The 14,079-nt window shown below is 66.2% G+C and carries 12 protein-coding genes; 9 read left to right on the forward strand and 3 right to left on the reverse strand.

The features are described 5' to 3' along the window. Positions 1-10 precede the first annotated feature (10 nt). Complete coding sequence (locus tag F793_RS0100610; RefSeq protein ID WP_038037015.1) at positions 11-1,420, forward strand: AmpG family muropeptide MFS transporter; 1,410 nt, start codon at positions 11-13, stop codon at positions 1,418-1,420. Positions 1,421-1,525: 105 nt separating this feature from the next. Here F793_RS0100610 and F793_RS0100615 read toward each other — a convergent pair whose 3' ends face one another. Beyond that, positions 1,526-2,737 (reverse strand): hypothetical protein, encoded by a 1,212-nt coding sequence (locus F793_RS0100615; protein WP_018878263.1) that lies wholly within the window; start codon positions 2,735-2,737, stop codon positions 1,526-1,528. A gap of 371 nt (positions 2,738-3,108) precedes the next feature. On the opposite strand from F793_RS0100615, the gene F793_RS0100620 reads away from it, so the two are divergent. The 8 genes from F793_RS0100620 to asnB all read left to right on the forward strand — a co-directional run bounded on the left by F793_RS0100620 (position 3,109) and on the right by asnB (position 10,917). Continuing rightward, positions 3,109-3,645, forward strand: coding sequence for a MarR family winged helix-turn-helix transcriptional regulator (locus F793_RS0100620; RefSeq protein WP_018867655.1), 537 nt, complete (start codon positions 3,109-3,111; stop codon positions 3,643-3,645). A gap of 24 nt (positions 3,646-3,669) precedes the next feature. Next, positions 3,670-4,071, forward strand: coding sequence for a hypothetical protein (locus F793_RS0100625; protein WP_018867656.1), 402 nt, complete (start codon positions 3,670-3,672; stop codon positions 4,069-4,071). 78 nt (positions 4,072-4,149) lie between these two features. Then, on the forward strand, positions 4,150-5,391 hold the full coding sequence (locus F793_RS0100630; protein ID WP_018867657.1) for a Zn-dependent hydrolase: 1,242 nt from the start codon (positions 4,150-4,152) through the stop codon (positions 5,389-5,391). A 25-nt stretch (positions 5,392-5,416) separates the two neighbouring features. Next, positions 5,417-6,160, forward strand: a complete 744-nt coding sequence (locus tag F793_RS0100635; RefSeq protein WP_018867658.1) for a cysteine hydrolase family protein — start codon at positions 5,417-5,419, stop codon at positions 6,158-6,160. Next, positions 6,157-7,614, forward strand: a complete 1,458-nt coding sequence (locus tag F793_RS0100640; RefSeq protein WP_018881957.1) for a sodium:solute symporter family protein — start codon at positions 6,157-6,159, stop codon at positions 7,612-7,614. Before F793_RS0100635 ends, F793_RS0100640 begins: the two co-directional genes overlap by 4 nt. Next, positions 7,611-7,733, forward strand: coding sequence for a hypothetical protein (locus tag F793_RS14215; protein WP_018867660.1), 123 nt, complete (start codon positions 7,611-7,613; stop codon positions 7,731-7,733). The genes F793_RS0100640 and F793_RS14215 overlap by 4 nt, the downstream gene beginning before the upstream one ends. Beyond that, the gene (locus F793_RS0100650; RefSeq protein WP_018878265.1) at positions 7,730-8,803 is read left to right on the forward strand and encodes an aspartate carbamoyltransferase; all 1,074 of its coding nucleotides are present in this window, start codon (positions 7,730-7,732) and stop codon (positions 8,801-8,803) included. Before F793_RS14215 ends, F793_RS0100650 begins: the two co-directional genes overlap by 4 nt. A 95-nt stretch (positions 8,804-8,898) precedes the next feature. Continuing rightward, positions 8,899-10,917 carry an asparagine synthase (glutamine-hydrolyzing) gene (asnB, locus tag F793_RS0100655; protein WP_018881956.1) on the forward strand — a complete coding sequence of 673 codons (2,019 nt, stop codon included), beginning with the start codon at positions 8,899-8,901 and terminating at the stop codon, positions 10,915-10,917. Between the two features lie 250 nt (positions 10,918-11,167). On the opposite strand, the gene glnA is transcribed toward asnB, so the two are convergent. Continuing rightward, the gene (gene glnA / locus F793_RS0100660) at positions 11,168-12,577 is read right to left on the reverse strand and encodes a glutamate--ammonia ligase (RefSeq protein WP_018881955.1); all 1,410 of its coding nucleotides are present in this window, start codon (positions 12,575-12,577) and stop codon (positions 11,168-11,170) included. A 218-nt stretch (positions 12,578-12,795) separates the two neighbouring features. Continuing rightward, positions 12,796-14,019, reverse strand: a complete 1,224-nt coding sequence (locus F793_RS0100665) for a cation diffusion facilitator family transporter (protein WP_018876757.1) — start codon at positions 14,017-14,019, stop codon at positions 12,796-12,798. Positions 14,020-14,079: the final 60 nt, after the last annotated feature.

Here is a 14,079-nt window from a genome sequence, read left to right on the forward strand (position 1 = left end):
TGTGCCGCGCATGACCGACGCCGCCGAAGCGCAACGGCCCCCGCGCCGCGACTGGCGCGCGGCCCTGGCGGTCTACCGCCATCCGCGGGTCATCGGCATGCTGTTCCTCGGCTTTGCCGCGGGCTTGCCGCTGCTGCTGACCGGCGGCACCTTCACAGCCTGGCTGCGCGACCTTGGTGTGGAGCTGGCCTCCATCGGCTTCCTCTCCTGGGTCGGCATGGCCTACAGCATCAAGGTGTTCTGGGCCCCGGTGGTCGACCGCCTCGCCCTGCCGGTCCTGACCCGAGTGTTCGGGCGTCGCCGTGCCTGGATGCTGTTCGCCCAGGCCGTAATCATCCTGGGCCTGGCCGGGATCGCCCTGACCGACCCGACGGAGCAGCTCTGGCTGGTGGCCGTCTGGGCCGTACTCACGGCCTTCGGCGCCGCGACCCAGGACATCGCCATCGATGCCTACCGTATCGAGGCCGTCAGCCAGGAGCGCCAGGGCGCGATGGCCGCCGCCTACGTGTTCGGCTATCGCGTGGCCCTACTGACCGCTGGAGCCGGGGCACTGCATATCGCCGCGATCGGCAGCTGGAGCCTCTCCTACGGCGCGATGGCCGCCCTGATGCTGGTGGGCGTCGTCTGCACGCTGATCGTCCGTGAGCCCGAGGTGGCCCGGCGCGACTCCGCCACGGCCCGACTCGAGGACCGCGTGGTCCACTACCTCAACAACACCTCCGATACGGGCTGGTGGCGCGGCCTGAAGGCCTGGTTCATCGGCGCGGTGATCTGCCCGTTCGTCGAATTCTGGCAGCGCTTCGGGAAGATCGCCCTGGTGGTGATCGCCTTCATCGCCGTGTTCCGCATCAGCGATATCTTCATGGGCGTAATGGCTAATCCGTTCTATCTGGACATCGGCTTCACCAAGGACGAGATCGCCAACATCGCCGCCGCCTTCGGCCTGGCCATGACCCTGACCGGCGCGGCCCTCGGCGGCCTGCTGGTGGTGCGCTTCGGCATCATGCGCATGCTGATCGCGACGGCGATCCTGGCCCCGCTGACCAACCTGACCTTCTCCTGGCTGGCGACCCTGGGGCCGGAGACCTATGGCCTGGTGTTCGCGATCATGGCCGACAATCTCTCCGGTGGCATGGCGATCTCGGTGTTCATCGCCTACCTCTCCAGCCTCACCAACAGCGCCTACACCGCCACCCAGTACGCCCTGTTCAGCTCCATCATGACGCTGCCCGGCCAGTTCCTCGCCGGCTTCACCGGCGTACTCGCCGAGCACATCGGCTGGGTCTGGTTCTTCGCCAGCTCCGCCCTGATCGGCATCCCCACCATCCTGCTCGCCTTCGCCCTGATGCGCTGGGCCAATCCCGACCACATGCCCCAGCCCGGCCGCCCGGATGTGGCGGAATCCCCCGCCCGCGAATAGCCGGCCGAGCGCCTCGGTGCCGGACAGCAAAAAGCCCGCATCCGTGGATGCGGGCTCGAGTGATGCCAGCGGGCCGCCGAGTGGCGGCCGTCGTGTGCTTGGGTCCTAGAAGTAATACCCGAAGTTGATGTTGATACGGGTTTCCCAGTCATCGGTCCTGTTGGCACCAAGCTGCTCGCCGTAAGGCGTATCGCCACCAACGAAGCCGTTGCCGTTGGAGTAAGCGAGGTCGGTGTAGATGTACCAGTTCCCACGAGCCCAAGCGGCGCCCAGGACCAACAGGTCGCTGTTGTTGAAGTCACTTTCGCGCTTCACTACCGAGCTATATTCGGCGTACGGGATCACGTAGTCCAGCCAAGGGATGTTTGGCGTCTCGTGGTAGTAGCTGGCCGAGATCGCCGGAACCCAGGCTTCCGCCGCAACTTCATTCCAGTAGTCGTAGGCTCCAAACTGCACGAGTTTGTCACTTCGGAAGACGTCTCCACCTACATCTAGAAGATCATGCTCGTCTACGTCGTACTTGTAGTAAGACAGTTGACTGGCAAGGGTCCAGTTGCCAAAGCGGTTAACTGCGTGGCCCGAGACAGCGAACATGTCGCCGTCGCTTTGCGGGCCATTGCTCTTCAGTTCGCCGTACTGGGCCGAGAAACCGACCTCGTGATCAGTGTTGGGAATACTGTAGATCCCGCGGAAATTGACTTGGTTTCGTTCCTCGAAGCCTGTCCCGGTCTCGTCGACCACATCGTAAGAGTATCGGGCGCTGTCATCGGAGTTGTTGCCAGAGTAGGAGCCGGCATCCGAGTAGAAGTAGGCAACGTCCCAGGTCCAGTCGCCCATCGGCATCGTGTACTTGACGCCGAGGTTCATATTGTCGGAAAGACCGACGTAGTAATGCTGGTCGAAGAACCAGCTTTGCGAGACCCCGTAAGCTCCCGGCCCGAACGGTGCACGGGTTACACCTACCTCTAGCTGGCTTTCGTTTTCAAAACGATAACCAACCCAGCCGGTGTGCAGCATGTTGTAAGAGCTGGCAGCGTCGTTATACCAGCGATACTCGAACTTGCCGAGCCAGGGGCCGTTCTCGTAATCGAGATTGATGCGTGCGGTATCAAGCAGAAAGTCGCCGCCCTTGTCCCAGTCACGTCGGTCGCCTTCGTAGTCACCTACGGTGTAGTTGGCGCGCAGGGCGCCGCCGATCGACAGGTTGCCGACCTGGATGCTGTCGTATTCGGCGGCGGCGGCATTCGGGCCCAGGAACAGGGCCAGGGCAACGGCACCGGACAGGGGTGCCAGGGTCCAGCTCATCGTCTTCTTCATTGCGATTCCTCTTCTGGTCAGGCGGTTCGGGTGTCGCCAGTGGCCTTACCGGGCGGACACGAAGTGCACGGCGTGTCCCGGGCTGCAACCGGTGGTCTGCGGACCACGCGGGCCGATGCGTTGTAAACACGATACGCAGCCCCGGCGCACTGTGGTGTGACCACGACACCCGCCCCGTGTTCCTTTTCTCGCGCGAGGGCCTTCAGCCGACCGGCGCCCGGCCTACCGGGGCGGCCTTCTGGCTGGGGCAGGCTCCCCAATCCACTTGTTTAGAGCCCATGGCGGGATTTCGCCAGCCGGTGCGTAAGTTGCAATGGAACTATTTTTGTACAAAAATAACTAAACGAGTGATTCAATTGCGGGAAGTTTTGATGACATCCACCCAGGCCGTGCCCCAGGCACACGACAACGAATCCGGTGCCGCCGCCGGCACGAGTGGCGAGCCGGATCTGGCGCGTTCGGTGATCCGCCAGTTGCGGGTGATCATCCGCGCGCTGCAGGGGCACTCGCGCACGGTCGAGCGGGCCTGTGGGATCAGCGCCTCGCAGCTGTGGGCCCTGTGGGAGCTGCAGCGCACGCCGGGGCTTAACGTCAGCGACCTGTCGCGTCGGCTCTCGGTGCATGCCTCCACGACCTCCAACCTGCTGGACAAGCTGGAGCACCGCGGGCTGATCGAGCGCCGCCGTCCGGAAAAGGACCAGCGCATCGTGCGGCTCTATGTCACCGATGCCGGCCTCGAACTGCTGGACCAGGCCCCGGCCGCGCCGCAAGGCGAACTGAACCGGGCCCTGCAGTCGCTGCCGAAGGGGTGTCTGGAGGAACTCGACCAGAACCTCGACCTGCTGGTCGAGGCGATGAACACCACCGAGCCTCGGGCCGGGCTGCAACCGTTCGACGGCAAGGCCTGAGCCCGGGCCCGTCCGGAGGTTCCGATGCGCATCCTTCGTTCCCTCCTGCCGATTCTGTTCTTCCTGCCGCTTGCGGCGGGCGCCCAGCCGGCATTCGACGCCCCGCCGGAGCGCGCCACCGATGGCGGGTTCACCCTCGCCTGGGAGGCGGATGCGGCGGTGGTGCTGGAGCAGGCCTCGGGGCCGGATCACGCGGATGCCCGCGTGATCTACCAGGGCGGTGATACCAGCACCGTCATCAGCGGACTGCCCGATGGCGAGTACCGGTTCCGCCTGCGCGCCGCGGATGCGGATGCCTGGGCCGACCAGACCACCGTCACGGTGGAGCATCACAGCCTGACCCGCGCCTTCGGCTTCTTCGCGGTGGGCGCGATCGTCTTCCTGGTCCTGATCGGGGCCATCTTGCGCGGCCGTCCGCGCGACTGATTCACCCGGTCCGTCCTGCCGATACGCTCGAGGCCCCGCCCTCGCGTAGCAGGGACGGACCCGTTTCCGGAGGGTTCCATGACGGATCTCAAGATCAACATGCAGCGCCTGCAACAGGACATCAACGACCTGGGCCAGATCGGCCGCGATGCCGACCGCGGCCTGCATCGCCGCGCCTTCAGCGAGGGCGACCGTGCGGGCCGGGAGTGGTTTCGCGGTCGCCTGGAGGCCGCCGGCCTGGACGTCTGGCAGGACGGTGCCGCCAACCTGCATGGTCGGCTGGACTATGACGGCAAGCGCCCGGTGGTCGCCATGGGCTCGCACCTGGACACGGTGCCCGGGGGCGGCCCGCTGGACGGGGCGCTGGGCGTGCTGATCGGGCTGGAGGTGCTGCGCACGGCCAAGGAGAACGCGGTCGATCTGCAGTACCCGCTGGAGGTGATCGACTTCACCGACGAAGAGGGTCGTTTCGGTGGCATGTTCGGCTCCCAGGCGATGGCCGGCAAGCTGACCCCGGAGAGTATCAGCCATGCCCGGGATCTCGAGGGCGTGACCCTGGTCGAGGCCATGGCCAACTGGGGCCTGAATGCCGACGACGCCCTGAGCGCACGGCGCGACCCGCACACCCTGCATGCCTTCATCGAGACGCATATCGAGCAGGGGCCGGTACTCGACCGGCGCGGCCTGAGCGTGGGCGTGGTCGAGGCGATTACCGGGTTGTTCAAGTGGGAGGTGCGCCTGAAGGGGCAGCCGAACCATGCCGGCACCACGCCGATGGACATGCGCATCGATGCCTTCCAGGGCCTGGCCGAGTTCGGCGGCGAGATCGATCGCCTGCTGGAGGAGCACGGCAGCCCGAATTCGCGTGCCACCATCGGGCGCGTGGAGCTCTCGCCCGGGGCGCCGAACACGGTGCCCGGGGTGGCGACCTTCTCCTTCGAGGTGCGCGATACCGACGAAAAGGTGCTGACCGCGCTGGCGCATGCGGCCCGTCGCACCCTGTCGAGCCTGGCCCGTCGGCGTGATCTGATGTTCGAATTCGACGTGCTCTCCGAGATCGACCCGGTGCGCTGCGATCCCGGCATTGTGCAGACCATCGAGGCGCAGGCCGAGCGCATGGGTCTGGAGTACATCACTATGCCCAGTGGCGCGGCCCACGACACCCAGAGCATGAGCCGGATCACCCGTACCGGCATGATCTTCGTGCCGAGCCTCCAGGGGCGTAGCCATTCCGCCGCGGAATGGACAAACTGGGAGGACATCGAGATCGGCGCCAACGTGGCCCTGCAAAGTGCCCTGGCGCTGGCGGCCCGGCAATAAACCCCGACGAAAGGAAACGCCCGGAATGGCCGACAACAACAACGTCTCCCGCCTGACCGACTACGACTCCCTGGACCCGCTTCGCGAGCAGTACCAGGAGAGCCTGATCACCACGCCGGTCCTGCGTCAGGAGCTGCGGGAGCACCACGTCGCGCTGCTGTGTATCGACCTCCAGTACCTGGATGCCGCGCGGGGCCACGGCGTGTTCGCGGATTCCGCCGAATCCGGTGTGCCGCTGGAGGCGCAGGAGTACTACTTCAACCGCCTCGAGCAGACCGTGCTGCCCAATGTGCGCCGCCTGCAGGACGCCTTCCGCGAGGAGGGGCTGGAGGTGATCCACACCCGCATCCGCTCGCTGACCCGCGACGGCCGCGACCGCAGCCCGGGCCACAAGCGCCTGAACCTGCACGCGGCTCCCGGCTCCAAGGATGCCGAGTTCGTCGAGCAGGTGGCTCCGGTGGGGGACGAGATCGTGCTGGACAAGACCGCCAGCGGGGTCTTCAACTCCACCAACCTGCACTACATCCTGCGCAACCTGAACATCTCCGCCTTGTTCATCGTGGGCGTGTACTCCAACGAGTGCGTCTCCACGGCCGTGCGGGATGCCTGTGACCTGGGCTTTTATGTCACCCTGATGGACGACGCCACGGCCACGGTGACGCCGGAGATGCAGAAGGCCACGATCACCACCATCAAGGACCGCTACGCCCGGGTGATGACCACGGACGAGGCGATCCGCGAGATCAAGAAGGTGCAGGAGGCCTCGTGACCGGTCTCGACGACCCCATCCTCCCGACCTCCATTGCCTGGGGGCTGCTGGCGGCGTTCAGCGTCCTCTGGGTGGTGCTGGGCTGGTGGCTGGGTCGTCGCAACAAGACCGCCGAGGACCACATGCTGGCGGGCCGCAATGTCGGCCTGGCGCTCGCCACCGCGACCGCGATGGCAACCTGGGTCACCGCCAATACCACGATGACCGCCCCGCAACTGGCGCTGCAGCTTGGTGTCTGGGGCATGCTCGGGTATTCGCTGGGTGCGCTGGGCCTGATCCTGTTCGCGCCGCTGGCGCGACGCATCCGCGAGCTGATGCCGCGCGGCTTCACCTCCGGGGACTTCATCCGCCTGCGCTTCGGCACCTTCACCTGGCGCGTGTTCCTGGTGGTCTCGCTGATCTACGCCTTTGGCTGGCTGGTCTCGATGGCGATGGCCGGCGGGGTGCTGATCAATGCCCTGGCCGGGATCGACTATCGCGTGGGCATGACCGTGATCCTGACCGTCTGCGTGATCTACACCCTGCTGGGCGGTCTGCGCGCGGTCATCGGGACCGACTTCATCCAGACGGTCATCATTGTCGCGGGCGCGGCGTTCATCGCCTGGCTGACCATCGACAAGGTCGGCTTCGAGGCGATCCACTTCAACCTGATGGAAGAGCGCCCGGAACTGCTGAGCCTGCTGTTCCCGGCCGCGATCATGTTCCTGTTCAACAACCTGCTGTTTGGCGTGGGCGAGATCTTCCACTCCAACGTCTGGTGGTCGCGCGCCTTCGCCTTCGGGCGCAACGTGGGCTTTCGCGCCTACCTGTTCGGCGGCCTGCTGTGGCTGCCGATCCCGATCGTCGCCGGCTTCATCGCGCTGGCCACGCCGGCACTGGGGATCAACGTCCCCGCGGCGGACATGGTCGGGCCGCTGGTGGCCGCCGAGGTGCTGGGTCTCACCGGTGCGATCGTAGTGTTCATCGTGGTCTTCGCCGCGCTGGCCTCCAGCCTCGACTCGCTGCTGGCGGCCACGTCCGATCTGGTGACCCGCGACATCTACCGCGGCCACATCCGTCCGCGGGCCAGCGAGCAGCACCAGTTCCACGCGACCAAGGTGATCGTGGTGCTACTGGGGCTGCTGACCTGGCTGGCGGCCAGCTACCGCGGCGAGATCCCGATCGTCGGCTCGCTGGCGGAGCTTTTGTACTTCACCGGGGCCTTCGTGGCCTCCGCGATCTGGCCGATCGTCGCCGGCCTGTACTGGAAGCAGGCGAACCCGCAGGGTGCCGCCTGGTCGATGATACTGGGGTCCGGTATCGGGCTGGCCAGCTATTTCCTGATCGGGTTCTACGTGGCCGCGCTGGTCGGGGCCGCCGTCTCGCTGGCGGTGATGGTGCTGACCACCTGGCTGATGCCGCGGCCGTTCGACTGGGGCCGGCTGGCCCGTTCCGACGCCGAGGTGCCGGCATGACGATCTCGACAACCGCACTGTCCGTGATCGTGGTCATCGCCACCAGCGTGGCGACCCTGACCCCGATCCTGCTGATTGCCCTGTTTATCCGCGACTGGAAAAAAGGACGCCTCTGGTGAACTACACCGAAGATCCCCTGCACGTGCTCCACCCGAAAGACGGCGCCGCCGGTACCGACCGGCCGCGGGCGTTGCTGGATGCGGTGGAGGAAGACCCGGATCCGCTACTGAAGCTGGCCGCCGCACACGTGGTCTCCAGCCAGCAGTTCAACCGCGAGGAACTGCTGCAGCTGTTCCGGCTGGCCGCGCAGTACGAGACCACGCCCGCCCTGATGCATCTGCCGCTGGCGGGCAAGATCCTGATCAGCGCGTTCTACGAACCGTCCACGCGCACGCGGTTGTCGTTCGAGAGCGCCTGGCACCGGCTTGGCGGGGCGGTGATGTCGATCACCGACCCCAAGAGCACCGGGATTGCCAAGGGCGAATCGCTGGCGGACATCGCCGAGATGTTCAACAACTACGGCGACGTGCTGGTGCTGCGCTCCTCGGATGGCGAGGCCGCGCACAACATGCTGGAGAACCTGCGCATCCCGCTGGTCAACGCCGGCAACGGCATCGACGAGCACCCGACCCAGGCGCTCGCGGACGTCTACACCCTGGCCAAGTGGCGCCCGGAGCTGTTCACCGGCCCGGTTGTCCCGGAGGACCGCATCAAGGTCGGCATCATCGGGGTGCCCTCGCGCATGCGTACGGTACGTTCGCTGCTGCGCCTGCTGAGCCTGTTCCCCGAGGCGATCGAAGAGGTCGTGATCATCTCGCGCGAGGACGAGAACTTCGATCCCGGCCAGCGCGAGGAACTGGCGGAGGCCGGCCTGAACCTGCGCGTGGTGCACGAGCTGGATCCGGTACTGCCGGAGCTGGACGTGGTGTACATCAACGCCATCGCCTGGGTGGGCGATACCTTCGAGTCCATGGGTGAGGGCCTGAAGCTGGACCGCAACTCGCCGCTGAAGAAGGGCGCGATCATCATGCACCCGTTGGCGCGCGGTGCGGAGCTGTCGACGGACCTCGATGACACCCCGCACAACTGGTATTTCGCCCAGGCGCGCGGGGCGGTGTTCGTGCGCATGGCACTGCTGACCAGCGTGGTCCGCCGTATCAGCGCGGTCATGGACACCCCGGAAGACTGAACCTCGCCCTGAACTGAACCGCGAGTGGTGTGGCGCGCCGGAACGGACCGGGCCGCGCCCCGCTCGCACCGAACGGATAACCAAGGAGACATGCCATGTGTGGCATCGCCGGAATCTTTCACGCCGACCCGGACCGCAAGGTCGACCCGCAGACCCTGGTCAACATGGCCGCGATCCAGTATCACCGCGGTCCTGACGGCTTTGGCTACAAGACGCAGGACGACCGTGGTGTGGGATTCTCCCACGCGCGGTTGTCGATCATCGACCTCGACGAGAACCGCGGGCGCCAGCCGTTCTGCATGACCAACGGCGAGATTATGACCGCGGTTAACGGCGAGCTGTACGACTACAAGCGCATCCGCACCGATCTCACCTCGCGCGGGGTGAAGTTCCGCACCAAGAGCGATTCCGAGATGGTGATGCATCTGTACCAGCGCGAGGGGCTGGAGGACGCGGTGAAGCACTTTCGCGGGGAGTTCGCGATCTCGCTGTATGACCGCAAGCACGACCGGCTGATCCTGATCCGCGACCGCTTCGGCATCAAGCCGCTGTACTTCACCGAGGCCAACGGCAGTTTCGTGTTCGGCTCCGAACTGAAGGTGCTGTTCGCCAACCCCGATGTGCCGCGCCAGTTCTCCGATGATGGCCTGTACCACCAGCTGATGCAGACCATGGTGCCCGGCACCACCGCCTTCGAGGGCATCCAGCAGGTCAAGCCGGGCCACATGGTCATCGTCGAGCGCGCCCACGGCAAGCTGAAGATCCGCCAGGAGAAGTACTGGGACATGGACTTCCCGCTGGCCTCCGAGCGCCCGCCCGAGAGCGAGACCGACGAGAACTACTGGATCGAGGGCGTGCGCGAGAAGCTGATGGAGGCCGTCCAGCTGCGCCTGGAGGCCGACGTGCCGGTGGCCTGCTACCTCTCCGGCGGGATCGACTCCTGCATCACCCTGGGGCTGGCCTCGGCCAGCCAGCAGTCGCCGGTCAAGGCCTTCACCATCGGCTTCGACAACGACGACTACGACGAGACCGCGATCGCCCGCGAGATGGCCGAGAGTGTCGGCGCCGATCAGGACATCATGACCCTGAACGCCGACCACCTCTACGACAACTTCGAAGAGGCGCTGTGGCACGCCGAGCGCACCATCTACAACACCCTCGGCGTGGCCAAGCTCCTGATGAGCCGCCACGTGAACAAGGCCGGCTACAAGGTGGTGGTCACCGGCGAGGGCTCGGACGAGCTGTTCGGCGGCTACCCGGCGTTCCGCCGCGACATGTTCCTGCACGGGCTGGATACCCTGCCGGAGGCCGATCGTCAGGCCTGGCAGCAGATGCTGAACGAGTCCAACGAGCTGGTCTCCGGCGCGATGCTGGCCGAGGACGAGGTGGATGACCCCGAGTTCACCCGAATGATGGGCTTCACCCCGTCCTGCCTGCAGCCGTGGCTGGCCGCGTCTGACCACGTGCCGGGCCTGCTGCATCCGAAGCGCCGCGAGCGCATGCAGGGCTACCAGCCGGGCAAGGCGATCGCCGATGCCCTGGACAACGACATGCTGGAAGGCCGGCACCCGCTGGACAAGGCCCAGTACGTCTGGATCAAGACCATGCTGGAAGGCCAGATCCTGACCTGGGGCGGCGACCGTATGGACATGGCCAACTCGATGGAGGCGCGCCCGCCGTTCCTCGATCACCACCTGGCCGAGTTCGCCGCCCACCTGCCGCCGACCATGCGCATCAAGGGCCCGACCGAGAAGTACGTGCTGCGCGAATCGATGAAGGGCCTGCTGCCGAAGGTGCTCTACGAGCGCGAGAAGTTCGCGTTCATGGCCCCGCCGGCGCATACCGATCCGGTCAAGTGGGCGGCGATGAAGGCCCTGGCCGATCGCTACCTCGCGCCGGAGAAGGTCGAGGAGGCCGGTCTGCTGGATCCGGAGGGCGTGCGCCAGGTGTTCGAGCTGCACGAGTCCGAGGACACCCCGGCCGCGACCCAGGTCCAGCTGGACGCGGTGATCAACCACATGATCGGGGTGCAGGTGCTGTACGAGAAGTTCGTGGCCACCGACATCCCGGCGCTGGCACAGCAGAAGGCCGAGGAGTTGGGCTGGCACGCCTGATTGCCGATGAACGGTCAGAGGCCCGGGAGCGTCCTCCCGGTGCCACACGAGAAGGCCCCGCGGATCGACCATCCGCGGGGCCTTTCATTTGTGCTGCCCGAAATGCCCGATCCGGCATCGCCGGCGGTGATGACGAACGGGGCTTGGCCCGCCGGTCCCCGTGGAACCCCCCAGACACAAAAAAGCCGCCGGCCCCGGAGGGCGCGGCGGCGGATGGCCTCGCGGCCCCGAGGGGCCGGAAGCGGACGCCTTACAGGCTGTAGTACATGTCGAACTCGATCGGATGGGTGGTCATGCGCATCTGCGTGACGTCTTCCATCTTCAGGTCGATGTAGGCATTGATCATGTCGTCGGTGAACACGCCACCCTGGGTCAGGAACTCGCGGTCCTGGTTCAGGGCTTCCAGCGCCTGGTCCAGCGAATGGCAGACCTGCGGGATGCCCTTTTCCTCTTCCGGCGGCAGGTCGTAGAGGTTCTTGTCCATCGCGTCGCCGGGGTGGATCTTGTTCTGGATGCCGTCCAGGCCGGCCATCAGCATCGCGGCGAACGCGAGGTACGGGTTGGCGGTGGAGTCCGGGAAGCGCAGTTCGATCCGGCGCGCCTTCGGGTTCATCACGAACGGGATGCGCAGCGAGGCCGAGCGGTTACGGGCGGAGTAGGCCAGCATGACCGGCGCCTCGAAGCCCGGCACCAGACGCTTGTAGCTGTTGGTGGACGGGTTGGTGAAGGCATTCAGCGCGCGGGCGTGCTTGATGATGCCGCCGATGTAGTACAGCGCGGTCTCGGACAGGCCGCCGTAGAGGTCACCGGAGAACAGGTTCTTGCCGTCCTTGGACAGCGACTGGTGCACGTGCATGCCGGAGCCGTTGTCGCCGACGATCGGTTTGGGCATGAAGGTCGCGGTCTTGCCGTGGATGTGGGCCACGTTCTGCACCACGTACTTCAGGATCTGCACCTCGTCGGCCTTCTGCGTCAGGGTCGCCGGGCCCACGCCGATCTCGCACTGGCCGGCGGTGGCCACCTCGTGGTGGTGCACCTCGGTCTCCAGACCCATCTCGGTCATCACTTCGCACATGGTGGAGCGGATGTCGTGCAGGCTGTCGACCGGCGGGACCGGGAAGTAGCCGCCCTTCACGCCCGGGCGGTGTCCGATGTTGCCGTCCTCGTAGACGCGCTCGGAGTTCCAGGACGCCTCCTGGGAGTCCACGCGGCAGTAGGAACCGGACAGGCTGGTACCCCACTTCACGTCGTCAAAGATGAAGAACTCGTTCTCCGGACCGAATAGCGCGGTGTCGGCGATGCCGGTGCTCTGCAGGTAGGCCTCGGCGCGGCGCGCCAGGGAGCGCGGGCAGCGGTCGTAGCCCTGCATGGTGGCCGGCTCGACCACGTCGCAGCGGATGTTCATGGTCATGTCTTCGAAGAACGGGTCGATCACGGCCGACTCGGCGTCCGGCATCAGGATCATGTCGGACTCGTTGATCCCCTTCCAACCGGAGATCGAGGAGCCGTCGAACATCTTGCCTTCCTCGAAGGTCTCTTCGTCGATGTCGTGGGCCGGCATGGTCACATGCTGTTCCTTGCCCTTGGAGTCGGTAAAGCGGAAGTCGACAAAGCGCACTTCCTTTTCCTTGATCTGGTTCAGCACGTCGGCTGCGGACATGGGGGTCTCCTTGGTCTTCACTTGAGTCTTCGATTTTGGCCGGCCGGCCTGTTGGCCCCTGCACGGCTTCGTGGGTCATTATGCAGGCATCATGCCATCCGGCCCGATTCGGCCCGGGCGCGCGAAAAACGGGCACCCCGGGTGCCGCGCCGCCTCCGTTTTGCACCATCATGGTGCCGTATGCGCACAACGATAGTGCTTGCTGGGGTGTGCCGCACCTAATGAGTGCACGGACGATAGAGTAGCGTGACCTCGCCCAGCATGTCGCCCACCTGCGGGTGGCCGTGCAGCCGGTCGGCCAGGGCCCGGGCCCGCGCCTCCAGATCCGGGGCCGCGGTTGCCCCGTCAAGGCGCAGGGTCAGCGTCATGTGCACCCGGCCGCCCAGGTAGTGCAGGGACAGGTGCTCCACCGCGTCCAGCTCCGGGGTGTCGGCCCAGGCCTCGCGCAGGGCCTCTACCAGTACCGGCCGTAACGGCAGCGTCGAGCTGCGCGCCTGCTCCGCGTCATTCTCCGGGTCCACGTGCACCGTGATGTCGTTGACCCGCTCATGCTCGTCGGTCACCGAATGGAACACCGCATCGGCGATCCGATGCCCCTCGGATACCGAGATCATCGGCGCGACCTGGATGTGCACATCGGCCACCACGTCGCTGCCGTGGCGGCGGGTGCGCAGCATGTGCGCATCCTTCACCCCGGGCACGTCCAGGATGGTGCGGTGAATGCGATCCACCTTCTCCGGCTCCAGCGCGGTGTCGATCAGCTCCGCCGCGGCGCGCACGATCAGGCGCCCGGCGATATGCAGGATGAACAGGGCGACGATCAGCGCCGCCAGGGCGTCCGCCCACGGGAAGCCCGCCACCGCCGCACCCACGCCGACCAGTACGAACAGCGACGAGATTGCATCCGTACGGTGGTGCCAGGCATTGGCATCGAGCATCCGCGAGCGCAGGCGCTTCGCCACTCGGTGGGTGTACTGGTACAGGCCCTCCTTCGCGACCAGGGTCAGCGCGGCAAAGAAGATGGCCATATTGGCGGGACCGGTCATGGCCTCGGGGTCGACCAGCCGGCTGCCGGCTGCCCAGGCGATCCCCAGCCCCGCGGCTGCCAGAAAGACCCCGACGATCACCGTTGCGAGGGTCTCGATGCGGGCATGGCCGTACGGGTGGTCCTGGTCGGGGGACGCCGCAGCCTTGCGCGCCGCGAACAGCACGACACCGTCGGTGATGAGGTCCGACAGCGTATGCACGCCGTCCGCGACCAGCGCCTGCGAGTTCAGAAGCCAGCCGCTGAGCAGCTGCGCGACGGCCAGAAAGCTGTTCACGGTCGCGCCCACCAGCGTCACTCGGCGGGTGTCGCGGTAGCGCTGACCGTTCTCCGCGGTCACCGTCGGCTCCGAATTGGCGTGGGGCTCGCTCAGGGCGGTTCTCCCGAACCGGATCAAGCCTCCAGTATGGGCGCCTTCCCGGCTGGCGCAAAACCGTCTGCCGCCACAGGGAAGTGC

The sequence above is a fragment of the Thioalkalivibrio sp. ALE22 genome (assembly GCF_000381445.1).
Taxonomy (GTDB): Bacteria; Pseudomonadota; Gammaproteobacteria; order Ectothiorhodospirales; family Ectothiorhodospiraceae; genus Thioalkalivibrio.

Bases quoted from the DNA above. Each gene is read 5' to 3' on its own strand.
- F793_RS0100620 (WP_018867655.1), top strand. From the start codon at position 3,109: ATGACATCCACCCAGGCCGTGCCCCAGGCACACGACAACGAATCCGGT.
- glnA (WP_018881955.1), bottom strand. From the start codon at position 12,577: ATGTCCGCAGCCGACGTGCTGAACCAGATCAAGGAAAAGGAAGTGCGC.
- F793_RS0100610 (WP_038037015.1), top strand. From the start codon at position 11: ATGACCGACGCCGCCGAAGCGCAACGGCCCCCGCGCCGCGACTGGCGC.
- F793_RS0100630 (WP_018867657.1), top strand. From the start codon at position 4,150: ATGACGGATCTCAAGATCAACATGCAGCGCCTGCAACAGGACATCAAC.
- asnB (WP_018881956.1), top strand. From the start codon at position 8,899: ATGTGTGGCATCGCCGGAATCTTTCACGCCGACCCGGACCGCAAGGTC.
- F793_RS0100635 (WP_018867658.1), top strand. From the start codon at position 5,417: ATGGCCGACAACAACAACGTCTCCCGCCTGACCGACTACGACTCCCTG.
- F793_RS14215 (WP_018867660.1), top strand. From the start codon at position 7,611: ATGACGATCTCGACAACCGCACTGTCCGTGATCGTGGTCATCGCCACC.
- F793_RS0100615 (WP_018878263.1), bottom strand. From the start codon at position 2,737: ATGAAGAAGACGATGAGCTGGACCCTGGCACCCCTGTCCGGTGCCGTT.
- F793_RS0100625 (WP_018867656.1), top strand. From the start codon at position 3,670: ATGCGCATCCTTCGTTCCCTCCTGCCGATTCTGTTCTTCCTGCCGCTT.